The sequence below is a fragment of the Streptomyces sp. HmicA12 genome, assembly GCF_000373565.1.
Taxonomy (GTDB): Bacteria; Actinomycetota; Actinomycetes; order Streptomycetales; family Streptomycetaceae; genus Streptomyces.
This window is the reverse complement of sequence record NZ_KB891798.1, coordinates 173,672-196,066: the sequence shown is the minus strand read 5'-3', so window position 1 is coordinate 196,066 and position 22,395 is coordinate 173,672. Positions and strand designations below refer to the sequence as shown.

Here is a 22,395-nt window from a genome sequence, read left to right as displayed (position 1 = left end):
CTTATCACCGCGACAAGCAACTTCGTCATTTACTTCTGGTCACATCTTGCTCTACTTTCGCTGATGAGCGGGCTGCGCGGAGCTTCGTTCGCCATCCATGATCAAGACGAGCGATTTACAGATCGTTCTCACAGACCAGGAGATCGAGACATGGGAACTCTGGACGGGCGCGTAGCGGTCATCACCGGTGGCGGTCGCGGCCTGGGCCGCGAGCACGCGCTGCTGTTCGCCGCCGAGGGCGCCAAGATCGTCGTCAACGATCTCGGCGGCGCTCCCGACGGAGCAGGCGCCGACATCAGTGCCGCGCAGGCCGTCGTGGACGAGATCAAGGCGCTCGGCGGCGAGGCCGTCGCCAACACCGACAGCGTCTCGGACTGGGCGGGCGCCGCCCGCCTGATCGACACGGCGGTGGAGACCTTCGGGGACCTGCACGTGGTCGTGAACAACGCGGGCATCCTGCGCGACCGGGTGCTGGTGAACATGTCGGAGGAGGAGTTCGACACGGTCATCGACGTCCACCTCAAGGGCACCTTCGCGGTCGCCCGGCACGCCGCCGCCTACTGGCGCGCGCAGGCCAAGTCCGGGGTGGAGACGGACCGTTCGCTCATCAACACCTCGTCGGGTTCCGGCCTGCACGGCAACCCCGGGCAGGTCAACTACGCGTCCGCCAAGGCCGGCATCGCCGCCCTCACCCAGATCGCGGCGAAGGAGCTGCAGCGCTACCACGTGCGCTCCAACTGCATCGCCCCGGTGGCGCGCACCCGCCTCACCGTCGCCACGCCGGGCTTCGGCGAGGTCATGACGTCGACCCAGAACGCCGCGTTCGACACCTGGCACCCCGGCAACATCTCCCCCCTCGTCGCCATGCTGGCCTCCGCCGACTGCCGCTTCTCGGGGCACGCCTTCCGCGTCTCGGGCGGCCAGGTCGGCCTGTACCAGGGCTGGACGATGGTCGACGAGGTCAAGAGCGAACAGCGCTGGACCGTCGAGGAGTTGGCGTCGGCCACGGCCCACATGCCCGCCTCGCCGGACAACACGATCCCCGGCGAGCACGTCAAGCAGTCCAGCCACCACAAGGACAACTGACATGGCTCGCGACGACGCATCCGCCCCGGTGCCCTTCGAGGTCCCGGTCGAGCGCGGCAAGATCCGGGAGTTCGCCACGGCGACGCTCTCCGCGAACCCGGCGTACCGGGCGGCCGACCCGGTGATCCCGCCGACGTTCCTCACCACCGCCGGCTTCTTCTGGCAGTCCGCCGAGTCCAAGGCACAGGCACGCCACGGCCTCGACCCGCGGCGCACGCTCCACGCCGAGCAGGAGTACGTCTTCCACGGCCCACCACCGCGCGCCGGCCAGACCCTCACGGCGACCTCACGGATCACCGACCGCTACGAGAAGGAGGGCCGCCGCGGCGGCCGCCTCACCTTCGTGACCGTGGTCATGGAGTTCCGCGACGAACACGGCACGCTCGTCGCCGAACAGCGGTCGACGGCAGTCGAGACCGCGCACGCGCCCAAGGAGAACGACCGATGACGACACCACAGGCATCCCCTGCCGTGCGGGTGGGCGGCAAGGCCGAGCGCTCCTTCGGCCCGCTCACGGTCACCGACATCGTCCGGTACGCGGGCGCCTCCGGGGACTTCAACCCCCTGCACCACGACGACGAGGCGGCGAAGGCCGCGGGCTTCCCCGGTGTCTTCTCCATCGGGATGTTCCAGGCCGCACTGGTGGGCACGTTCGCCACGGACTGGCTCGGCGCCGAGACCGTGCGCCGCCTCACCACCCGCTTCAAGGAGCAGGTGTGGCCGGGCGACACCCTCACCGTGACGGGTGCGGTGACCGCGGTACGGCCGGGCGCCGACGGCATCACGGTCGAGATCGACCTGACCTGCACCCGGGACGCCGGTGGCGTGGCGATCAGCGGTCGGGCCGAGTTCCTGCTGCCGAGCGCCTGACCGCGCCGTCGTGACCGGTCTTCACACCGTCAAGCAGCCTTACGACAGAACGAGTTGGAGCACCCATGTATCCCCTGGGCGTTCTGCCCGAGCCCGGTGACGCCGACGCTTTCGGCCCGTTCGCACTGCGCTTCCAGCGCTGCGCATGGTGCGCCAGCACCGTGTTCGGCGGGCGCAGCCTCTGCCCGAACTGCGCGGGCGAAGAACTGACCTGGGAGTGCAGCCAGGGCATGGGACGTGTCCACGACTACCTGCGCCGCCCGCGCAAGGGCAAACTCCCCCTGCTGGTTCCCGTCATCGTGCTCGACGAGGGCTTCCGGGTGACCGGTCGCCTGGCAGTGGGGGCGTCGCCTCCGTGGCCGGGCGCGCGCGTCCGGTTCGAGTACTGCACGGACGGCGCGGTCCCGGTCTTCAGCCCGTATCCGGCACCGGCCGACGACGGCGCGGGCCACGCATGACCGACAGCGGTCGGCAGTCACACCCCTCCCTGACTGCCGACCGCTGTCACGCATGTCGCTCTTCAGACATCACCCGGGCTCGGCGCGGGTGGCCTCCCGCCGACGGATACGCGCACCGCTGCCTCCACCGGCCCAAGGACCACCAGTCCGCGGGCACCCCTCCCCCAGGGCCGAGTCGCTCGGCGAGCTCCGCGCGTTCGAGGAGGGCCCGCAGACCGGGCTGCACGCCGGCCGGAATCAAGCGCGCTCCCGCGTCCTGGATCTTTGGGAGACAGCGGTCGACCTTCTGGTGTCGCACTCGGCCCAGAAGCTCGGGTTCTTCCAGGCGAACGGAAGAAGGCGCCTGACCTGGACTTCCGCTCGTCAGGCACCGATGAGGCGGTTGGCCTGATCCCGCAACAGCCGGCCATCCTGAGCTGCTTCGAAGCGCTCAATGTGGGCACGGAGCAGGCGCACGAACTGCGGCGGGATGGGCACAGGCCGGGTAGCGGTGGCCGCGCAACGCTTGCGCGAGTGCACTTCATGCACAGGGCCGTCGTCCGTCCACTGCCCACCTACCGAGACAACACCGCCCGCCAGGTTGAGCAGCTCCCAGCCGGTCTCGGGCAAGTGGCACTTTTCAAGCCGCATCTGGGCGACCTGAGCCGGGTTGAGCGGGTGGCGCCGGAAGGCCTGTGGACGTTGTTCCAGCGGGTGGCGCCGCAGGCACCGGTTCGCCCGCAGGGTGGAGGGCATCGTCGGCGATGCGATCGCGAGGTGCCGGCCGCGATCATCCGAGCGGTCACTCATGACCCCGGCCGGATGACCGGTCGGTCAAGCGACCGTGAGCACGATCTTGCCCTGGATGTGTCCTCGGGCGGCCCGTTCGTGGGCGGCTGCCGCGTCCGAGGGTGAAGGCGCCCAGTTCGGCCAGACGCCCTCGCAGGGCCGTGGTGCGCGCGTCCGTACGGGCCGGGTCGACGACCAGGCGCACGCGGTTGGTACGGACATCGGGGCCCCAGGACAGCAGACCGGGCAGCCCCTTGCCCCACCTGCCGATCGCGCGCGTGACCTCGTCGAGTCGGGCACTCGTATGGCGGGCCGCGTGCGCGACGGCGCCGGTCGCCTCGATCGCCCGGCGGCCGGCGCCGGTGAGGGCGGAGGCGTGCAGGTTGCCGTCACCGGCGTCGAACCACATGCCCGCGGCCTGTGCCTGTATCAGGAGGGCGACAGCGACGGAGCGGCGCGACTTCTCGAAGCCGCGGCGGAGACCTTCGCGGCCCTGCACAGGCCCGTCGAGGAGGGGCGAACCCACCTGGCCCGCGGGCGCGTCGAACGCCGCCGGCGCCGCGCCTCGGCCGCACGACTCGCGTGGGCGCACGCCCTGGCCCTGTTCACGGAGGCCCAGGCCCGTCCTTGGATCACCTTGGTCGAGGACCACCTGGGCGCACTCGCCGGCACGGTGACCCCCGGCGCGGCCGCGCTGCCCTCCGCGGCGAAGGACGGGCTGACCGCACGCGAGCGCCGACTGGCCGATCTGGTACGGGCAGGGTGCACCAACGAGGAGGCCGCCCAGCGGATCTTCGTCTCGCGCAAGACCGTCGAGGCCATGCTCAGCCGGGTCTACCGCAAGACGGGGGTCCGCAACCGCACCGAACTCGCGGCCTTCCTCGAGCTTTCCGACACCTCGGCCCCGCCGTCGGACAGTCCGGACGATCCGGGTTCCGTCCGTCCGGCCTGATCCGCGTCCGGGGTGGGAACCGCCGCCTGGTTTCCTGCTGCCCGCAGGCAGCCGACCGCTCGGTCAGGGCGTCACGATGTCGAAGTCGGGGTCGAACGCGTCGAGGAGCCCGCCCAGCGTCAGAAGAACGGTGTCGTCGCCGTCGAGACGGAGCTTTCCGGACGTGGCGAGCGGGGCCGCGCTCGACGGGTTCAGCAGAACACCCACCAGAGCCGCCTTGGGGCCCGTGACGGTGAGCTGCGTGTCCGGGGCGGCGCCGCGACGCGCGTTGAGGACCCCGCGCGCGACCCACATCGACCATGTCTCGTCCATGTCCGTGAAGCAGAAGTCGATCCGGAGGTCGGCGGTCGCCGCCTTGTCGCCGATCAGGTGGACGGCGGCGTAGTCGAAGAGGATGTCGACGGGCATGGCGAGGACGGTGTCCGGACTCGCGGTGGCGAACGTGGCGGGCTGGACGCCCTCGCGCAGTTCCTTGGCCGCGGTGAGGAAGATGCCGCGCCACTGCGGCCCCTCCGCCTGGTAGCCCATCTGCTCGTAGGCATCGGCCTGGAGATCGCGCGCCGCCTGGTGGTCCGGCTGAGCGAAGACGAGGGTGTGCAGGATCTGGGCCGCCCAGCGGTAGTCGCCCGCGTCGAAGGCCCGCCGGCCCTCGGCCATGACCTGGTCCGCGCCGATCAGGTCGACGAAGCGCCGGGCCGACTCGGTCGGCGGGTGCGGGTGGAGGGAGACGGGGTCGCCGTCCCACATGCCGAGTTCCTTGGTGAACACCGCACGGACGTCGTGGTGGAGCGTGCCGTGGTAGCCGCGGTTGAACCACTTGCGGCCCAACTCCTGCGGCAACTCGATGACTTCGGCCGCCTCCAGGGGCGTGTATCCCTTGTTGGCGAGGCGCAGGGCCTGGTCGTGGATGTACTTGTACGTGTCGCGCTGCGACGCCAGGAACGAGGTGACCTCGCCGTTCTCCCACACCGGCCAGGTGTGCGGGCCGTAGTGCACCTGGACCTCGTCGCCCCACCGCTCCAGCGTCTCGTCGAGGTAGCGGGCGAAGTTGCGGGCGTCACGGGTCCGGGCACCGCGCAGCGTCTGGATGTTGTGCAGCGAGTGGTTGGCGTTCTCGGCGCAGGTCAGCGCGGCCAGCTGCGGGATCCAGATGTGCATCTCCTCCGGCGCCTCGGTGTCCGGGGCGTAGAGGAACTCGAACTCGAGACCGCCCAGGTCGCGTTTGCTGCCTGTCTCGGTGATCGGGTCCGTGGGCGAGATGTAGGAGACCGTGACGCCCGGCACGGTCGTGATGCCGATGCCGCAGGTCACACACCCGGTGGCGGAGTAGTCGAGCAGGCTGTTGAAGGCGTACGAGGCGCGGCGGGACATCGCGTTGCCCGCGATCACGTTCTCGCCGATGGCGTGCTTGTCGAAGGAGGCGATCGTGCCCGGCGCGATGATCGGCACCTTGCCCGACGCCACGTCCTCGGCGCTGACCACGCCCTTGACGCCGCCGTAGTGGTCGATGTGAGTGTGCGTGTAGATGACCGCGGCGACGGGCTTGTCGCTGACGTGCTCGCGGATCATAGCCATGCTCTGCGTGGCGGCCTCGACGGAGGCCATGCAGTCGACGACGACGAGACCGGTGTCGCCCTCGACCACGGTGAGGTTGGCGATGTCGTTGTTGCGGACCTGGTAGATGCCGTCGACGACCTTGTACAGCCCGCCTTTGCGGATCAGTTGGGACTGGCGCCACAGGCTCGGGTTGACGGTGTCCGGCGCCGGGGCGTCGTCGTCGATGTAGTCGAACCGGCTCGCGTCGAAGATGACGCGGCCGTCGGCGCCGTACAGCTTGTCGGGGAACGGGGCGATGAACCCGCGGTCGTTGTCGTGGAAGTCCTGCCGGTCGTCCATGTCGTACCGGGCGACCGCCGCACGGTTCGCGTCGGCGGTGGCGGGCGTCGCGCCCTTGGGTGTGTAGGCCATGACGACCCCTCCTGCCCGCAGCTGCCGTGTCCCGTCCGGGATCCGGAGGTCGTGGGCTTGCTCGACTCTCCGCCACGCTCCTCGCGGGCCCTGCGGGCCGCGAGGCGGGTGGTCCGTTCGGGTGAACGTCGGGCGTCGGCCGGCGAGGCCGGTGCGGTCGCGTCCGACCACACGGCTCGCCGCTCCGGTCCCTGCCGGAGTCGTCACTCGGCGATGTCGATGACGGTGCGCAGGGCCTCGCCGGTGTGCATCTGACGGATCGCCTCGTTGATGTCCGTGAGCGGGACATGGCACGTGACCATCGAGTCGAGGTCGATGCGGACCGCGCGCCACAGGTCGATGATCGTGGGCCGGCGCCGGGTTCGGCTACCTGGTCGTCCGCCACGCCCGCCGCGAAGAGTCCCGAAATCCCGCGGACAGCCGATGGCGGGGCGTCCTCGGGCCCCGGCGACGCAGAGATCCGGACGCGACGGCCGTGGCCGGTCAGACGTTGCCGAGGTCGGAGGAGACCCAGTGCTCCGGGCGCATCGTGATGACGACTGCTTCGCCGTGGTTCGCCTCGGCGAACTCGACGTAGCCGTCGACCTTCTCGGGCGGCAGATAGCGCGAGGCCATCTCGGTCAGATGCGCGCGGGTGGCGGGGACCGTGGAGATCACCGGGCCCTCGACGGACACGTAACGGACGGTCGGCTCGAGACGGTCCACCATGAGCGTGAACCGGTCGGCCTTCGCGATGAGTTCATGCTTGCGTGAGCCCTTGCCGGTGTGGATCCAGATGTCGCCGCCCGGCGCGTACTGGTACCAGATCGGCACGGTCAGCGGCGCCCTCCCCTCGCCTGCGTCGACGGCCAGGGCCGCGATGTGCGGCTCCGCGAGGAATTGCTCGCGCTCTTCGCGGGTGAGAGCCATGGAACTGCTCCTTCGGAGAGGGATGCCACTGGGTCACATCGTCAGGCGGTCCGGTCCAGCACCCCGCACAAGGCTCCGGGCGCCGGTTCTGTTCCGCCGTCGCCGAAGTCCGGACGCCGCTGTGCGTGCGCGGCTTCGAGACCGGTCCGCCTCAGACATCCTGCACACGGCGAGCTGCGACGGCATCCGAGCAGTTCGACAGCTGCAGTGCCGACCCGGGGACGGTCAGTCGGTCTGTCGTGCGTCCTGCGACAGCAGCGCCGTGTAACGATCCCGCCAGGCACACGCCTCCTCCAACTGGGCGCTGAGGGAAATGAGTGTGGCTTCGTCGGCAGGGCGACCGATCAGGCTGACGCCCACGGGGATGCCGTGGTCGGCCGTCCAGTACAGGGGGATGTTCACCGCGGGCTGGCCGGTCATGTTGTACGGGCTCGTGAACGTGCTGAACGTCCGCTGGCGGTCGAGATTGACCAGGGGATCGCCGGACTCGTCGAAGTGTTCGACCGGCTGGGGCAGGGTCGCCAGGGTGGGCGTGAGGACGACGTCGTACGCCCGGGTCGCCTGGATCGCGCGCCGCGTCGCCCGGTGCATTCCGCTCAGGGCAGCGGCGAACCTCTCCCCGGTGACGCCACGCCCGTACGCCCGCCAGGCCCGCGTCACCGGCCTGAGCAGGGCTTCCCGGTCGCCGTCCAGCGAGTGACCGAGCGACTGGACTCCCCATGCGTCGATGAAGTGGTCGCCGATCTCGGGGCCGAATGGGTTGGGGATGTCCTCGACGGCGTGACCGAGGCTCTCCAGGAGGCGGGAGGCGTGTTCCCAAGCGGCGAGGCACTCCGGGGCCACCGCGAGATCCGCGGCGGCAGGAGTCGCGTACCGCCCGATCCGCAGCCTGCCGGGGTCGCGGTCCGCGTGGGCGAGGAAGGTCTCGCCCTCCGGAAGCGGCGCCGCCCAGTGCGGGTCGCCGGGTTCGGGCCCGGCCAGTACGTCGAGGTAGGCCGCCGCGTCCCGCACCGACCGCGCCAGCGGCCCCTGTACCGACAGGCCGGTGACCTCGGCTCCGGCGGGGCCCGAACTGACGCGCCCTCGTGAGGGTTTGATGCCGAAGAGGCCGCAGAGGCTCGCCGGGATCCTGATGGATCCGCCGCCGTCGCTGGCGTGTGCGACGGGTACGAGGCCGAGCGCGACGGCGACCGCGGCTCCGCCGCTGGAACCCCCGGCGGACAGGGCCGGGTCCCACGGGTTGCGGGCGGGGCCCGCGATGTCGTTGTCGGTGTAGCAACAGCAGCCGAACTCGGGGGTGTTGGTCTTGCCGAGGCTGATCAGGCCGGCCTCGCGCAGCCTGGTCACGCTGTGCGCGTCGGCCGTCGGCACGTGGTCCGCGAAGGCCCTGGACCCGTACGTGGTGGGCACGCCGGCGGTGTCGACGAGGTCCTTCACCGCCGTCGGTACGCCGAAGAGCGGTGAACGGTTCCCGGTCGGCGGGTGGACCGCTCGCAGCGCGTCGGCGGCGGCGAGTGCGGCCTCGGGGGTGCGGGTGATGAAGGCGCCGAAGCGGTCGTCGTACTTCTCGACGCGGGCGAGGCTGTGTCGTACGAGTTCGTCCGGTGCGACCTCGCCGTCGCGCACGGCGGCGGCCTGCTCGAGCGCGGTGAGCGCGTGCAGTTCGGAGGGGGTGCTCATGCTGTCCTGTTCTCCTCGGTGCTCTGCTGTATCCCGGACACCTGACGGGCCACAGCCTCTTCGTGTTCCTCGAGGTCGCGGCGCGCGTCGCGAGGTCGCCAGCGGCCCGTCATCACGAAGACGAACGGCAGGAAGGCCACCTGCCCGGCCAGGCAGACCCACCACCAGGTCTGCCACTGGCCCGGCGTCTCCTCGCTCGCCCGGGCGACCTCGGCGCCGTGCTCGCGCAGGATCTTCAGCTGCGGTGCCGCCTTCCGCACGGTCCGCAGGTCCTCGGCGCCCACCTCCTTCTGGGCGCGGGCCAGCAGCGCGGGCGGCACCTTGCCCGGCGCGTAGGCGTCGAGCTCGGCGAAGATCCTCGGGTGGGCCCGGGTGACGGCCAGTGCGGGGGCGGCCTGTACGGAGGCCTGCTTGACCTCGGTGCCGTGCTCGATGAGCGGGGTCGCGGAGTGCACCACGAGCGGCACGCAGGCGGCCGACAGGGCCACCGTGATCCGGACGATCCACCCCCAGATCGCGAGGCCGGTGGCGGTGGCGGCGGGGTTGTGGCGCTCGACGGTCTCGGTGAAGCCGGCCATCCACGGCGAGTAGGCGACGCCGCTGGTCACACCGATCCCGGCGACGATGAACGCGAACGTGTAGTAGCCGGTGTGCGGCTGTGTGGCGTGGAGTGTGAACGCGAGGGTGAAACCGATCGAGCCCAGCGCTCCTACGAGCATGAACGGCTTGCGCACGCGCAGCCGGTCGGAGAGCAGTCCGGCGGCGACGAGGGCGATCGCGTTGGCGCCCCAGTACCAGTTCAGCAGCGCATTGGCGCGCTGCGCCGAGTAGCCGAACGTGGTGGCGAAGTAGAGGACGAAATTGCCCACGGCCGCGTAGTAGAGGAGGAGGTAGAGGCTGATGGCGACGGCCGAGCCGATCACGTCGAGGCGCATCATCTGGCGCCACTGTCCGTGCAGGGCGGCTTCCGTGTCCAGGCCCTTGGCCCGGGCCTCGATCAGTGCGCGGTCGCGGACGCTGACCATGATCTGGTCGCGGATCGCCGGGGCGAGCTCGCGCAGCCCGAACAGGGCGATCACGAAGACGGCGAGGCCGCTGATGCCGGCGAAGCGGATCTCGTCCTCCCAGGAGGTGCCGCCGCCGTAGGTGCGCGAGGTGACGCCCGTGACGACGAGGCTGCCGATGATCGGCCCCATCGTCCAGTAGCCCATCGCGGAGGCGCGGCCGAGCTGTGGCGAGAAGTCGCGGATGAGGGCCGGGGTGGCCACCAGGATCATGCCTTCGACCAGGGCCACGGCGCAGTAGGCGAGGAGATAGCTGGTCCGGCCGGGTGCCTGGGGAAGCACGAAGGTGGTCAACAGACCGACCACCAGGAGGCCGTAGACCACGATGCTGGCGCGACCCCAGCGGTCCGCGAGACCGGCGAGCAGCGACGCGAACGCGCCGACCGCGTTGGCCGCCACCGAGATGTAGACGAAGTACAGGAACGTCATGTGGTACTCGCCGATGATGGCGGTCGACACGGCGTACTGCACGTACAGCTGGTAGTAGAGAACGATCGTGACGAGGACGACGACGCCCAAGTACCAGTAGCGGGCGCCACGTTCCGGGTAGCGGTCGAGCCGCCGTTGCCCCAGGCGGCCCAGCGCTCGCGCGGTCGGCCCCGCGGTACGCGGCTCGTTCGTCGGCGGCGAGATCGACACCATGCCTCCCTTGACTGATCACCAGCACGCCTCCATGCGTGCTCGCCGCCGCGAAGCTAGTACCGACTGGTCGGTACGGGGAAGGGGTCGGACCGAAGTTTGTGATCACCGGTATCGCCGGGACGGCCTCGGCATGCGGGCGACCGGCGTCGTGTCGAGCGTTCGGCGGCCGGGCGCCTCGGAGACGTCGGGCCCGCCTCCGCGGGACTTGTGCCGGGCCGGGCGCGCTGCCGGGCGCGGGCGGCCCGGGTCCGCGTGTGGTCCTGAAAGACGGTCGTCGTGCGGGAACTCGTCCGGGCCTTGAGCGCCGAACGGGGCGTACCCGTCGAGGCTTTCGTCTTCGCCGACGACGACACCACGGAAGGCGGCGTCGACCCGGGCGACCTCACCATCGCCTCCCCTGAACCGTCCGGAAACTGAGCCGACCGGCCGGCCGGGGCCGCCGAGGTTGACGCGGGGCCGTACCGCGAACCGCCAGTCGTCGGCCGGTCCGGCATCGAACGGGTCCCCGGCCATGACCGACAAGGCGCGGGTGGGCCACAACATCGGGCATTCCGCTCGGCTTCTTTCCGGAGGAGCAAGCGCCAGATGGTTCGACGACCCGCCCCACCCGGGTCGAACGGCCGCGGCCACCGGGACGCCCGTCTGACCAGCACCCCCACGGCACGCGGTGCCATGCGTCACGGGTCGGGGCTTGGAGAGCCTTTCAAGTTGGTCTAGTCCTCACTTGGTACAGACCATTGACATGCCCCTGACTGCCAGGCTATTCCGTATGCATCTCCCGCGCGTCACAGCTGAGTTGACGCCGCCTCACCTCTTGGATGGCCATGAGACGTATGCGCTCCCTCCGTGCCACTCTCACTGCGGTGGCCACCGCAGTGGCCGCTCTGGGCCTCACCGCCGTCGCGGGCTCCCCCGCCCAGGCCGCGACCCCGCTCCCCGCCCATGTCTTCGCCCCGTACTTCGAGTCGTGGACAGGTGAGAGCCCCGCCGATCTCAGCGCCCGGTCCGGGGCCAAGCACCTGACGATGGCGTTCCTCCAGACGGCGGCGAAGGGCTCCTGCACCGCCTACTGGAACGGCGACACCTCGCTCCCCGTCGCCGCGTCGTCCTTCGGCGCCGACATCAAGACGATCCAGGGGCGCGGCGGGGATGTCATCCCGTCGTTCGGCGGATACACGGCGGACACCACCGGAACCGAGATCGCCGACAGTTGTACGGACGTCGACCAGATCGCCGCCGTCTACGAGAAGGTCGTCTCGACCTACGACATCCCCCGGCTCGACATGGACATCGAGGTCGACTCCCTGGACAACACCGCCGGCATCGACCGGCGGAACAAGGCGATCAAGAAGGTCCAGGACTGGGCCGCCGCCAACGGCCGCAAGCTGGAGATCTCGTACACCCTGCCGACGACGACCGGCGGCCCGGCCGCCGGCGGACTCGCCGTGCTCAAGAACGCCGTGGCCAACGGCGCGCGCGTGGACGTCGTCAACCTCATGACGTTCGACTACTACGACAACGCGTCCCACAACATGGCGCAGGACACGAAGACCGCCGCCCAGGGGTTGTACAACCAGCTCGCCAAGCTCTACCCCACCAAGAGCGCGGCCCAGCTCTGGGCCATGATCGGCGTCACCGAGATGCCCGGCGTCGACGACTTCGGCCCGGCCGAGACGTTCACGCTCGCCGACGCCAAGGACGTCTACGACTGGGCGAACAGCAAGGGGATCAACATGATCTCCTTCTGGGCGCTCCAGCGCGACAACGGCAGTTGCCCCGGCGGCGCCGCCGGAGACACCTGCTCCGGCATCGAGCAGAACACCTGGGACTTCTCCCACGTCTTCGCGCCCTTCACCAGCGGCACCACCGCACCGAGCAACGACTTCTCGCTGACGGCGAGCCCGGCATCGGGGACGGTCAAGGCCGGCGCCTCCACGAGCGCGACAGTACAGACCTCGGTGACCGCGGGCAGCGCCGAGACCGTGAAGCTCACCGTCAGCGGCGCGCCCGCCGGCGTCACCGCCTCCCTCAGCCCCACGTCGGTGACGGCCGGAGCGACCTCGACGCTGACCGTCGCCACGACCGCGGCGGCCGTCAACGGCACGTACACCCTCGTGGTCACCGGCGCGAGTGCGTCCGCGGCGCCCTCGGCGACGTACACGCTGACGATCACCGGCGGCAGCGGCAACCAGTGCACGGCGGCCCCGTGGGCCTCGGGCACGGTCTACACGGGTGGCCAGCAGGTGTCGTACAAGGGCCACACCTGGAAGGCCAAGTGGTGGACGACGGGTGAGGAGCCCGGCACCACCGGGGAGTGGGGCGTCTGGCAGGACCTCGGCGCCTGCTGAGCCCTCGGCCGGCCCGATCGGGCCGGGTCCGCCCGGGGGCCGACGGTCCCCGGGATCCTGCTCCCGTCGCCGGTCCGGCGACGGGAGCAGGTCACACCCCGAGCCACGCGGCCGTGGTCAGCGCCCCCACGGTCGCGCCCGCCACGGTCTGCGACACCGTGTGGTACCGCAGCGCCACGCGTGACCAGCACACCACCACGGTCCCGGCGTACCCCACCAGCCACCAGGGACTGTGCACGACGGCGAGCAGCGCGACCACGGCCGAGGCGACCGCCGAGTCGACGGAGATCTTCCAGACGGTGTTGATGCTCAGCAGGGCGACGGTCATCACCCACAGCGCGACCATGGCCCTGATGACGTCCGAGGGGGCGTGCCCCAGTGTCATCAGGAGTGCGCCGGTGCCGACGGACGCCAGAATGACGAGGAAGATGGGCGCCCGCTTCGTTCGGTCCACCACGTGGCGGTCGCCCCATGTTCCCCGTTTCCGTTCGAACTCGATGTAGGCGGCGGGCACCAGTCCCGCGCAGAGCGCACCGAGAAGTCCCCAGGCCAGCCCGGCGAGGCCGCCCGCGACGGCGCCGATCCCGAGCATGCCGGCCACGAGGACGTTGCGGGGCTGCAGGACGTCCGTGACGGCGCGCGCGACACCGCGCGTGGATGTGCCGAGGTCCGGCCGGGCAAGGGGCGAATTCACTGTCGTCCTTCGTTCATCGGGCAACGCCGGCCAGTTTATGGCGGCCGGCGGCCCGGCGGCTTCTGCACGTCGCACGGCGGGAGTTCAGGCTCGGGCGGCCGCCGAGGGCCGTCCGGAGGCCGCGATGAGCCCGCGCTCGTGCACCGGGAGCGGCTATGCGGCGGGCGTCGCGCGCGGGGTGTTCCGGCGGTCGGCGAGCCGGGCCGGCAGGGAGGCGCGGTGGTCTTCGGTCGTGGCCGGGGCGATGGCCGTCCACGCCATGGCCAGGCCGCCGTCGAGCACGGCACGGTCGGCGCCGGCGCTGGTGCCGTACCGGGTGAACTCGGGGTTGTGCATGATCGTGTCACCGCGGTCGTAGCCGCTGGACGGGTGGATGGTGGCGACCACGTGGGAGACGTTCCCCATGTCGGTCGAGCCTGCGCGCATGATGTCCAGGCTGTCGGGAATGCGGCGCCCGAGGTCGGTGACGGCCCTGCGGTAGAGGTCGGTGACATGGACGGGCTACGGCCGCCGCCCCCGCTCAGCGTCGACGACATCGGTGACGGTACGGGACATGGAGTCCACCTCCTGTGCCGGATGCTGACTCCAGGGTCTGCGCGGGCACCGTCCGGGAAGATGGGCCGCTCGGTCCCTGTCTCGCGCCGAGTGACCCGGCCGGAACCGATGCGTGGGTGATCTAGTTCGGGAGCACGAGCCCGCAGGTCTCTCCCGGCCGCACACGGACCGCACGGTCGGGCAGTCGTACGTCGATGGAGGACCGGTCGGACGCCGGTACGGCGATCTCCAACTGCTCCTTCTCCAGGCGCAGTCGTACGCCCCAGTGACCCTGGTAGCGGAGGGTGAATCCGTAGGAGGACAGTTCCGGCAGGGGTACGGGGTCGAGCCACAGGGCTCCCTCACGGGTCTCCAGGCCGGTCAGCCCACGCTGGACGAGGTCGAGGGTGCCGGCCATGGCGCCCAGGTGGATTCCCTCGCCGGTGGTTCCGCCCTGCAGATCGGCGATGTCTCCCTGGAGCGCCTCCTGGCAGAACTTCCACGCCTCGGCGCGCCGGGCCCTGGCCAGGACCCAGCCGTGGACCAGGCCGCTCAGGGTGGAGCCGTGGCTGGTACGGCATAGGTAGTGGTCCACAGTGCGCCGCCAGGTGTGCTCATCGAGGCGGTACCCCAACCGGCGGAAGATTCCGTGCAGTTCGGACGGGGCGAAGAGGTAGCCGAGCATCAGGACGTCGGCCTGCTTGGACGCCTGGTAGCGGTTGACGGTGTCGTCCTCCGCCTCCAGGATCCGGTCGAGGCGGCGGATGTCGCCGTACCGGCGCCGGTAGCCGTCCCAGTCGAGTTCGGCGAGGTCACCGTAGCCCTCGAACTGGCTGATGACGCCGTCGTGGAAGGGGACATGGAGGGTGCGGGACACGTCCTGCCACTGTTCGAGCTCGCCCGTGTCGAGTCCGGTGCGCTCGACGAGTTCGCGGCGGCGGGGTTCGGGCAAGGTGTCGAGGAGTTCCAGGGCCCGGGTGAGTACCCAGGTCGCGGTGACGTTGGTGTAGGCGTTGTCGTCGAGCCCGGGGGCCGCCGCGTCGGGGTAGGTCTCGTGGTACTCGTCGGGGCCGACGACGCCTTTGATGCGGTGCCTGGCGAGGTGCTCGTCCCATACGGCCGAGTCCGCCCAGAACCGGGCGATCTGCAGGAGCATCTCGGCGCCTTTGGTGTGCAGGAACTCGGTGTCGCCGCTTGCCTCGCAGTACTGCCACACGTTGTACGCGATCGCCGAGCCGACATGGTGCTGAAGATGCGAGTGGTCGGGCAGCCAGCGCCCCGAACGCGGGTTGAGGTGGAGCTGCTGGGTCTCCTCCCGTCCGTCGCTCCCACTCTGCCAGGGGTACATCGCGCCCCTGCGGCCCGTGGCCCGCGCCGCGGCGCAGGCCCGTTCCAGGCGCCGGTGGCGGTAGCGGAGCAGGGCGCGGGACACCTCGGGGAAGTGCAGGTTCAGATACGGCAGGACGAACAGCTCGTCCCAGAAAACGTGCCCCCGGTACGCCTCACCGTGCAGGCCGCGCGCCGGCACCCCCACATCGAGGTCGGCGGTGTGCGGCGAGAGGGTCTGCAGCACGTGGAAGAGGTGCAGGCGCAGGATGCCGCCCGCCTCTCCCTGCACGTCGAGCTCTGCGCGGCGCCACAGCTGGTCCCAGGCGGTGAGGTGGCTGTCCAGGAGTGCGTCGAAGCCGGGGGCGGTGACGACCCGGTCGATCGCGGCGGCCAGGGGGTCACTGATCGCCGGGTCGCGTGAGGTGTGCAGGGCGATCGTCTTGTCGACCGTCGCGGGGCACCCCTCGGTGAGGTGCAGTTGTACGCGGTGGACGGCCCGCACGGCTGTGGGTTCGGCCGTGACGGGTGCGTCGGCGGTGAGCCGGGCCGCCATGCCCACGCGGATGTCGGAGGTCCGGGTGCGGCAGCGCAGCCAGACGGTGTCCGGGGCGGGGGTTCCGGTGTGCACATGGGTCAGGTGGCGGCCGTCCAGGTCCCGGTAGCGGGGCACGCCGGCGTTGACGACGCCGCCGTCGAGGGCGGCCTCGACCTCCAGGTCGCCGGAGAAGCCCTCTGCCGTGAACTCGGTGCGCAGTGCGGCCAGATGAGGATCCGCGAGGTGCACGATCCGCTGCTGCCGCACCGACAACACCTGCCCCCGCCCGAGGTCGTACCGGGTCCGGCGCTCCAGCAGGCCCGACGACAGGTGCAGGGTGAGGCGGTGGTCGAGCACCGGATCCGCGTCCGGAGCGATCCACTGCCGTCCGGGCCTACGGAAGCGCACCGGGAGCCAGTTCGGCAGGTTGACCATGTCCTCGTTCTCCACCTGACGCCCGGCCACTTCGGAGGTCAGCCGGTTGTAGCAGCCCGCCACGTACGTGCCCGGGTAGTGGGTGTCGTCCGCCACGCACTCGGGCAGCGCCCCGCGCGTGGCGAAGTAGCCGTTGCCGAGCGTGCACAGGGATTCCCTGAGCCTCTCCCGCTCGGGGTCGTATCCTTCGTAGTCCCAGGTCTCGGCCGTCACGGTCGTACTCCTCGGGTGAGCAGTTCGCCCAGGTCGCCGACGACGATGTCGGCGCCGTACCGCAGCAGCCGCTCCCGTGTGCCGGGGCCTGCCGCGCGATCGACACCGATGACCGGGACGAATCCGCCGCTGCGGCCCGCCTCCACGCCGGCCAGGGCGTCCTCGACGACGGCGGTGCGCCGAGCGGGAACGTCCAGGCGCCGTGCCGCCTCCAGGAACAGGTCCGGCTTCGGCTTCCCGGGCAGACCGAGCCGCGCCGCCTCGCCACCGTCGACCAAGGCGTCGAACAGATCACGCACTCCGGCCCTGGCCAGCAGTTCGGGGGCGTGCCGGGAAGCGGAAGCGGCGGCCGTGGGTATCCCGGCATCGCGCAGGGCGCGCAGCAGCCGTACGGTCCCGGGGTACGCCTCGATGCCGTGCTCGCGCAGCCGCGCGACGAACAGCCGCTCCTTGTCGGCGGCGACGGATCGTATCCGCTCGTCCGTCGGGTCGATGCCGCGGGAAGCGAGGAAGGCCGCGGCGCCGTCGAGCCGGGACTTCCCGTCGACGTGACGCAGGTAGTCGTCACGGGTGTCGAAGGGACGCCGGTCGCGCGGTGCGGCGGGCGGGTGGTCACGCAGGAAGGCGTCGAAGGCGGTCTTCCAGGCGGCGGCATGCACACGGGCCGAGTCGGTGATCACTCCGTCGTTGTCGAACACGACAGCTCTGACGTCCCGTAACGCCGGGGCCAGCTCCTCCCGCGGCGGCCGGGCGGCGGTGAGGGGATCGGTGGGGCGGACGCGGTCGGTTCCGGAGGGGTCGGTCATGGCTTCCCTTCGCGGTCGGGCGACGGTCGGCACGGCCGCCGCGGTACTGCGCGTGCGTGGTGCGGCAACGCGTGCCCCGCCCGGTCCGGCCGGAAAGCGCGGCGGCTCGCACGGAAACAACAGCCCGGCGCTCAGGCGCCGTTGACGGCGCCGGTCGCCCGGGAACAGGTACGAGACGGTGTCACGGCGTACCTCATCGGCAATCCCCTCATCACGGACAGCAGGAAGACCTTGATGAGGTCCGAGCGGCTGACGATGCCCTGCGGCTTGCCGCTCTCGTCGGCCACGCGGGCCCCCGTTTCCGGGTTCACCGCACAGACCGAGCCCATGAGCCGCTCCCGCCGCCCGGAGGGCGATGAACTCACCGTGCGGGACGTCGTCGTACCGGTCATGACCGTGGCCTCCTCGTGCGGGGCCGGCGCGGCTGACGGCGCCGTGCGGGACACCTGTCCTCAGGTTCCGTCGCAGGCGTGTGGCGCGCGCGGGTCCAGTGGTCCCTTGTCGGGGTTCCGCTGGGCCCTCATCAGGACGGCCTCCGCCCAGGAGGGTCGAGTGGCCCAGCAGCCGGGGACCGTGAGGGTCTGCCCCTGGTGCGGGCGCCCGTCCGACGCTGGGTCCGCGGCCTTCGATACCAGCCGAGGGCTTCCGGACCGACCCGAGGAGCGACTCCGCCATGACCCGCTACGTGTACGCGTTCACCGAGGGCAGCCGGGACATGGCCGCTCTGCTCGGCGGCAAGGGCGCCAACCTGGCCGAGATGACACGTCTCGGCCTGCCGGTGCCGCCCGGTTTCACCGTCACGACCGAAGCCTGCCGGACCTATCTGGGGACGGGCACGGAGCCCGACGAGCCGGCCGACGAGATCTCCGGGCATCTCACCGCCCTGGAGGAGGCCGTCGGACGCCGACTGGGTCAACCGGACGACCCGCTGCTGCTGTCCGTCAGGTCGGGGGCCCGCTTCTCCATGCCAGGAATGATGGAGACGATCCTCGACATCGGCCTCACCGACGACTCCGTGCTCGGCCTCGCCAAGACCTCGGGGAACGAGCGGTTCGCCTGGGACTCCTACCGCCGACTTGTACAGATGTTCGGCAGCACGGTGATGGGCGTCGACGGAGCCCGGTTCGAGCAGGCGATGGCCGTTCTCAAGAAGTCCCGCGGCGTCACGGACGACCTTCGTCTCGACGCCGCCGATCTATCGGAACTCGTCCTCGTTTACAAGGACTTGATTCAGCGGACGACCGGTGAAAGCTTCCCGCAGTCGCCCGCCGAGCAGCTGCGCCGCGCGATACGCGCCGTCTTCGCGTCCTGGAACGGCGAGCGCGCCCGGCTCTACCGGCGCCGTGAGCACATCCCCGACGACCTGGGCACAGCCGTCAACGTGCAGGCCATGGTCTTCGGAAACCTCGGACACGACTCCGGAAGCGGCGTCGCCTTCACCCGGGACCCGGCGACCGGTCGGCCCGGACTGTACGGCGACTACCTGCCGGACGCCCAGGGCGAGGACGTCGTCGCCGGCATCCGCAACACCGTCCCGCTGGCCGAACTGGAGCGGCTCGCCCCCGCCGCGTTCGCCCAACTGCGCGATCACATGCGGACGTTGGAGGTCCATTACCGGGACCTGTGCGACATCGAGTTCACCGTCGAGCGCGGCACCCTGTGGATGCTGCAGACCCGGGTGGGCAAGCGCACGGCCGAGGCGGCGTTCACCATCGCGGCGGAGCTGGTGGACGAACACCTCATCAGCACCGACGAGGCGCTCGCCCGGACCAGCGGAGACGGCCTCGCGCGCTTGATGTTCCCCCGCTTCGACACCTCCGGCGCGCGGCCGGAACTCGCGCGCGGCCTGCCCGCATCGCCGGGGGCCGCAGTGGGCATCGTCGTCTTCGACTCCGCCGAGGCCGTCCGCCGTGCGGCGGGGGGTGAGCGGGTCGTTCTCGTCCGCGAGGAGACGACCCCCGACGACCTGCCCGGCATGGTGGCCGCGCAGGCCGTCCTCACCAGCCGTGGCGGCCGGACCAGTCATGCGGCCGTCGTCGCCCGCGGGATGGGCAGGGTGTGCGTCTGCGGTGCCGAGGAACTCCAGGTCGATGTCCGGGCACGCCGGTTCACGGTCGGTGACACCGCCGTCGAGGAGGGCACGCTCCTGTCCGTGGACGGTTCCGACGGCACGGTCCGCCTCGGGGCGGTGCCGCTCGTCGACTCGGCCGTGATGCGGTACTTCGAGACCGGTGAGCATGACGAGGGCGTCGTCGACGCCGTGGACCGCCTCATGCGACGGGCCGACTCCGTACGGCGTCTCGGGGTGCGGGCCAACGCCGACACCCCCGAGGACGCAGCCCGCGCCCGGCGGTTCGGTGCCGAGGGCATCGGCCTGTGCCGCACCGAGCACATGTTCCTCGGGGACCGCCGCCGCCTGGTCGAGGCCATGATCCTGGCTCGCACCGACGCCGACCGCGGGCGGGCCCTGAAAGCGCTGCTCCCCCTGCAGCGGCAGGACTTCATCGACATCCTCACGGCGATGGACGGGCTGCCCGTCACCATCCGGCTCCTCGACCCGCCGCTGCACGAGTTCCTGCCCGACCGCACCGAACTCGCCGTGCGCGTCGCCGCCGCCGAGGCCCGCGGCGACCGGGCCGACCCGCACGACGCCGAGCTGCTCGACGCCGTCAACCGGATGCACGAGGAGAACCCGATGCTCGGGCTGCGCGGCGTCCGCCTCGGTCTGGTGGCCCCGGGCCTGGTCGCCATGCAGGTGCGGGCCGTCGCGGAGGCCGTCGTGGCCCGGACGCGGGCCGGCGGCGATCCGAGGGCCGAGATCATGGTGCCGCTCATCGACACCGTCGAGGAACTACGTCTGGTCCGCGACGAGGTGGACCACGTACTCGCCGAGGTGTCCGAGGCCTCCGGCGTGCCGGTCGTCTGCCCGGTCGGCACGATGATCGAGCTGCCCCGCGCGGCCCTGACCGCGGGCCGGATCGCCGAGGAGGCCGACTTCTTCTCTTTCGGCACGAACGATCTGACGCAGACCACGTGGGGTTTCTCCCGGGACGACGTCGAGGCGGCGTTCTTCTCCGCCTACCTCGACAAGGGCGTCTTCAAGGTCTCCCCGTTCGAGACCATCGACCAGGACGGCGTCGGCCGACTGGTGCGTATCGCCGTCGAGGAGGGCCGTGCTGCGCACCCCGGGCTGAAGATCGGAGTCTGTGGCGAGCACGGCGGCGACCCGGAATCGGTGCACTTCTTCCACGCGGCCGGCCTGGACTACGTGTCCTGCTCGCCGTTCCGGGTCCCGGTGGCCCGGCTGGAGGGCGGCCGGGCCACCCTCGACAGCGCCGGGGAGAGCGACACCCGGTGAGCACGATCGCGTAGGTCCTCGACCGGGTCGACACCGCGATCGCCCGGCCGGTGCTGTCGCAGGTCACCCGGCGAGGTGAAGAGGGTTTCCGTCCTCGTACGACTGGAACACGCTTCCTCCGGCCGCGAGGTCGAAATGACCCTCCCCCCGACGGACATGGCCCCGTCTGCCCGGCAACGGCCATTGCCCGCAGAACGTTCCCGCCAGTGATCTGCCGAAAGGTGGCGACGACGTGTTCGGCTGGGATGCGCACCGAGCGGAGCCCCGTGTCGCCGGTCGACTACACGCTCGAAGACCGCGCCATCACCTTCCGAACCGCGCGGGAGCGCCGGCGGCCGAAGCGGCGGGAACCGAAGCCGCTTTCGAGATCGACAACATCGACGAGGTGACCGCGAGCGGGTGGAGCCCCCTGCCCATCGGTGACCCGACGGCCGGCTCACCGGTCGTCGCGCATCGACCGCGCCCCGCGTCACGGTCGAACTGCCCGATCATGCCGTGCCGGTACGGCCTCGATCGACCATCGCACCGGTGCTGTCGGATGTCGGGCACCCCAGTCACCGAACCGACGTGACGCCTCGTCGTCCGGCTCCCGTTCAGAGAAGTGCGCACGATGCTGCACCGGCGCCGGACCTGGCCTCCTTCAGGTCGCGGGCCAAGCCGCACCGGCCCGGCGGCGGCTCAGTCGTGCGGAACCACCGCCACGGGGCAGTCCACGTGATGGATCACCGCGTGTGTCACGGGTCCGGCGTGGGCGCCGATCGCAGCCCGCCGCGCCCGGCGGCCGACCACCAGCAGCCCGGCGCCGCCCGCCGCCTTGACCACGTGGTGGGTCGGGTGACCCTCCACGACGCGTTCGCGCGCGGGCACCTTCGGGAACTTGTCCCTCCACGGCGCCAGGAGCACGGCGAGCTCGTGCTCGGCACGCTTCTTGACGGCGGCACGCTCATCGGGGCCGACGACGCCCCGGCGCAATGAAACGTGCCATGCGTGGACGACACGTAGTGGTGCGCCTCGGAACTCCGCCGCACGGAAGGCGAATTCGAGCACCTCGTCGCACGACTCCCGCAGGTCGACAGCGAGCGCGACGTCCCGGTACGGACCATGAGCGGGAGACTCGCCGGACGGGTCCGGCAGGCGCTCGCTGTCGCCGGTGTATCCGGCGCGTACGAGCACCAGCGGGCGCGCCGTGTGAGCCGCGGTAGCCGTGGCGACCGAACCCATGAACAGCCCGCTGACGCTGCCCAGCCCCTGATTGCCGAGTACGAGCAGTTCCGCCGACTCGGCCTCGGCCAGGAGCGCCTGGCCGGGTGGCAGCCTGAGTTGCTCCGTGGACACGTACAACTTCGGGTAGCGCGCGTGGAGTTGTTCGCTCATGGTGCGCAGAACGCGGCGGGCCCAGTACTGCGGGGCCGCCAACTCGGGCAGCGTCGCTTCGGTGCCCTGCGACGGAAGGCCTTCCCAGGCGTGGACCAGGCGCAGCGGCAGACCGCGACGCAACGCTTCCCTCGCGGCCCAGTCGGCCGCGGCGGCACTCTCGCGTGAACCGTCTGCACCGACGACTATCGGCTTGATCATGTCCGTCACCTCCTCGTTGTGCGGTGGTTCCTGCCTCATCGGCTGTCACCCGCCCCGATGGGGCCGAGCGCCGCCCGGTCGGCTTCGAGCCGGGTGACCGGGATCAGGAACGGCGGTGGTGGGGAACCACCTGCCTGGTTCGGTGGTGACGGTGCTCATCGCGGACCCTTC

General features: G+C 71.0%; 19 protein-coding genes and 1 pseudogene. 9 read left to right on the top strand and 11 right to left on the bottom strand.

Annotated features, from left to right (window positions below; genetic code table 11):
* Positions 1 to 150: 150 nt before the first annotated feature.
* From B072_RS0104775 to B072_RS47635, 5 genes and pseudogenes are all read left to right on the top strand, one after another.
* Positions 151 to 1,086 carry an SDR family oxidoreductase gene (locus B072_RS0104775; protein ID WP_018528792.1) on the top strand — a complete coding sequence of 312 codons (936 nt, stop codon included), beginning with the start codon at positions 151 to 153 and terminating at the stop codon, positions 1,084 to 1,086.
* A 1-nt stretch (position 1,087) separates the two neighbouring features.
* Positions 1,088 to 1,534 (top strand): FAS1-like dehydratase domain-containing protein, encoded by a 447-nt coding sequence (locus B072_RS0104770; protein WP_018528791.1) that lies wholly within the window; start codon positions 1,088 to 1,090, stop codon positions 1,532 to 1,534.
* Positions 1,531 to 1,956: a MaoC/PaaZ C-terminal domain-containing protein gene (locus tag B072_RS0104765; protein WP_026245454.1), complete on the top strand. Its 426-nt coding sequence runs from the start codon at positions 1,531 to 1,533 to the stop codon at positions 1,954 to 1,956. Before B072_RS0104770 ends, B072_RS0104765 begins: the two co-directional genes overlap by 4 nt.
* A gap of 65 nt (positions 1,957 to 2,021) precedes the next feature.
* Complete coding sequence (locus tag B072_RS42400) at positions 2,022 to 2,414, top strand: Zn-ribbon domain-containing OB-fold protein (protein WP_018528789.1); 393 nt, start codon at positions 2,022 to 2,024, stop codon at positions 2,412 to 2,414.
* Positions 2,415 to 3,053: 639 nt separating this feature from the next.
* Positions 3,054 to 3,200: pseudogene (locus B072_RS47635) on the top strand (IS5/IS1182 family transposase); the annotation flags it as partial.
* Here B072_RS47635 and B072_RS48590 read toward each other — a convergent pair.
* On the bottom strand, positions 3,196 to 3,591 hold the full coding sequence (locus B072_RS48590; RefSeq protein WP_199791018.1) for a hypothetical protein: 396 nt from the start codon (positions 3,589 to 3,591) through the stop codon (positions 3,196 to 3,198). The pseudogene B072_RS47635 and the gene B072_RS48590 overlap by 5 nt on opposite strands.
* On the opposite strand from B072_RS48590, the gene B072_RS0104750 reads away from it, so the two are divergent.
* Positions 3,559 to 4,134 (top strand): helix-turn-helix transcriptional regulator, encoded by a 576-nt coding sequence (locus tag B072_RS0104750; protein WP_158689148.1) that lies wholly within the window; start codon positions 3,559 to 3,561, stop codon positions 4,132 to 4,134. The genes B072_RS48590 and B072_RS0104750 overlap by 33 nt on opposite strands.
* Positions 4,135 to 4,197: 63 nt before the next feature.
* Here the strand turns inward: B072_RS0104750 and B072_RS0104745 are convergent, their stop codons facing one another.
* The 4 genes from B072_RS0104745 to B072_RS0104725 form a co-directional block, all read right to left on the bottom strand.
* Positions 4,198 to 6,102, bottom strand: a complete 1,905-nt coding sequence (locus tag B072_RS0104745; protein ID WP_018528786.1) for an alkyl/aryl-sulfatase — start codon at positions 6,100 to 6,102, stop codon at positions 4,198 to 4,200.
* A 483-nt stretch (positions 6,103 to 6,585) separates the two neighbouring features.
* Positions 6,586 to 7,011, bottom strand: coding sequence for a pyridoxamine 5'-phosphate oxidase family protein (locus B072_RS0104735; RefSeq protein WP_018528784.1), 426 nt, complete (start codon positions 7,009 to 7,011; stop codon positions 6,586 to 6,588).
* 225 nt (positions 7,012 to 7,236) lie between these two features.
* Positions 7,237 to 8,691 (bottom strand): amidase, encoded by a 1,455-nt coding sequence (locus B072_RS0104730; RefSeq protein ID WP_018528783.1) that lies wholly within the window; start codon positions 8,689 to 8,691, stop codon positions 7,237 to 7,239.
* Positions 8,688 to 10,397 (bottom strand): MFS transporter, encoded by a 1,710-nt coding sequence (locus B072_RS0104725; RefSeq protein WP_018528782.1) that lies wholly within the window; start codon positions 10,395 to 10,397, stop codon positions 8,688 to 8,690. The genes B072_RS0104730 and B072_RS0104725 overlap by 4 nt, the downstream gene beginning before the upstream one ends.
* 276 nt (positions 10,398 to 10,673) lie before the next feature.
* Here B072_RS0104725 and B072_RS48015 point away from each other — a divergent pair, with 276 nt between their 5' ends.
* Both B072_RS48015 and B072_RS0104715 read left to right on the top strand, forming a co-directional pair.
* Entirely contained in the window at positions 10,674 to 10,814 is a 141-nt protein-coding gene (locus B072_RS48015) for a hypothetical protein (protein ID WP_018528781.1), read from the top strand.
* 407 nt (positions 10,815 to 11,221) lie between these two features.
* A complete protein-coding gene (locus B072_RS0104715) occupies positions 11,222 to 12,745 on the top strand; it encodes a chitinase (protein WP_026245453.1) in 1,524 nt (507 codons plus the stop codon).
* A gap of 91 nt (positions 12,746 to 12,836) precedes the next feature.
* Here the strand turns inward: B072_RS0104715 and B072_RS0104710 are convergent, their stop codons facing one another.
* The 5 genes from B072_RS0104710 to B072_RS0104685 all read right to left on the bottom strand — a co-directional run bounded on the left by B072_RS0104710 (position 12,837) and on the right by B072_RS0104685 (position 17,683).
* Positions 12,837 to 13,439: a hypothetical protein gene (locus B072_RS0104710; protein WP_018528779.1), complete on the bottom strand. Its 603-nt coding sequence runs from the start codon at positions 13,437 to 13,439 to the stop codon at positions 12,837 to 12,839.
* Between the two features lie 153 nt (positions 13,440 to 13,592).
* Positions 13,593 to 13,865 carry a hypothetical protein gene (locus tag B072_RS0104705; protein WP_158689147.1) on the bottom strand — a complete coding sequence of 91 codons (273 nt, stop codon included), beginning with the start codon at positions 13,863 to 13,865 and terminating at the stop codon, positions 13,593 to 13,595.
* Positions 13,866 to 14,115: 250 nt separating this feature from the next.
* Positions 14,116 to 16,485: a glycoside hydrolase family 65 protein gene (locus tag B072_RS0104695; RefSeq protein ID WP_018528776.1), complete on the bottom strand. Its 2,370-nt coding sequence runs from the start codon at positions 16,483 to 16,485 to the stop codon at positions 14,116 to 14,118.
* The gene (locus B072_RS0104690; RefSeq protein WP_018528775.1) at positions 16,482 to 17,291 is read right to left on the bottom strand and encodes an HAD family hydrolase; all 810 of its coding nucleotides are present in this window, start codon (positions 17,289 to 17,291) and stop codon (positions 16,482 to 16,484) included. The genes B072_RS0104695 and B072_RS0104690 overlap by 4 nt, the downstream gene beginning before the upstream one ends.
* A 131-nt stretch (positions 17,292 to 17,422) precedes the next feature.
* Complete coding sequence (locus tag B072_RS0104685) at positions 17,423 to 17,683, bottom strand: hypothetical protein (protein WP_158689146.1); 261 nt, start codon at positions 17,681 to 17,683, stop codon at positions 17,423 to 17,425.
* Positions 17,684 to 17,964: 281 nt separating this feature from the next.
* On the opposite strand from B072_RS0104685, the gene ppdK reads away from it, so the two are divergent.
* Positions 17,965 to 20,649 (top strand): pyruvate, phosphate dikinase, encoded by a 2,685-nt coding sequence (ppdK, locus tag B072_RS0104680; protein WP_018528773.1) that lies wholly within the window; start codon positions 17,965 to 17,967, stop codon positions 20,647 to 20,649.
* A 678-nt stretch (positions 20,650 to 21,327) separates the two neighbouring features.
* Here the strand turns inward: ppdK and B072_RS0104675 are convergent.
* A complete protein-coding gene (locus B072_RS0104675) occupies positions 21,328 to 22,224 on the bottom strand; it encodes a universal stress protein (RefSeq protein ID WP_026245452.1) in 897 nt (298 codons plus the stop codon).
* Positions 22,225 to 22,395 lie beyond the last annotated feature (171 nt).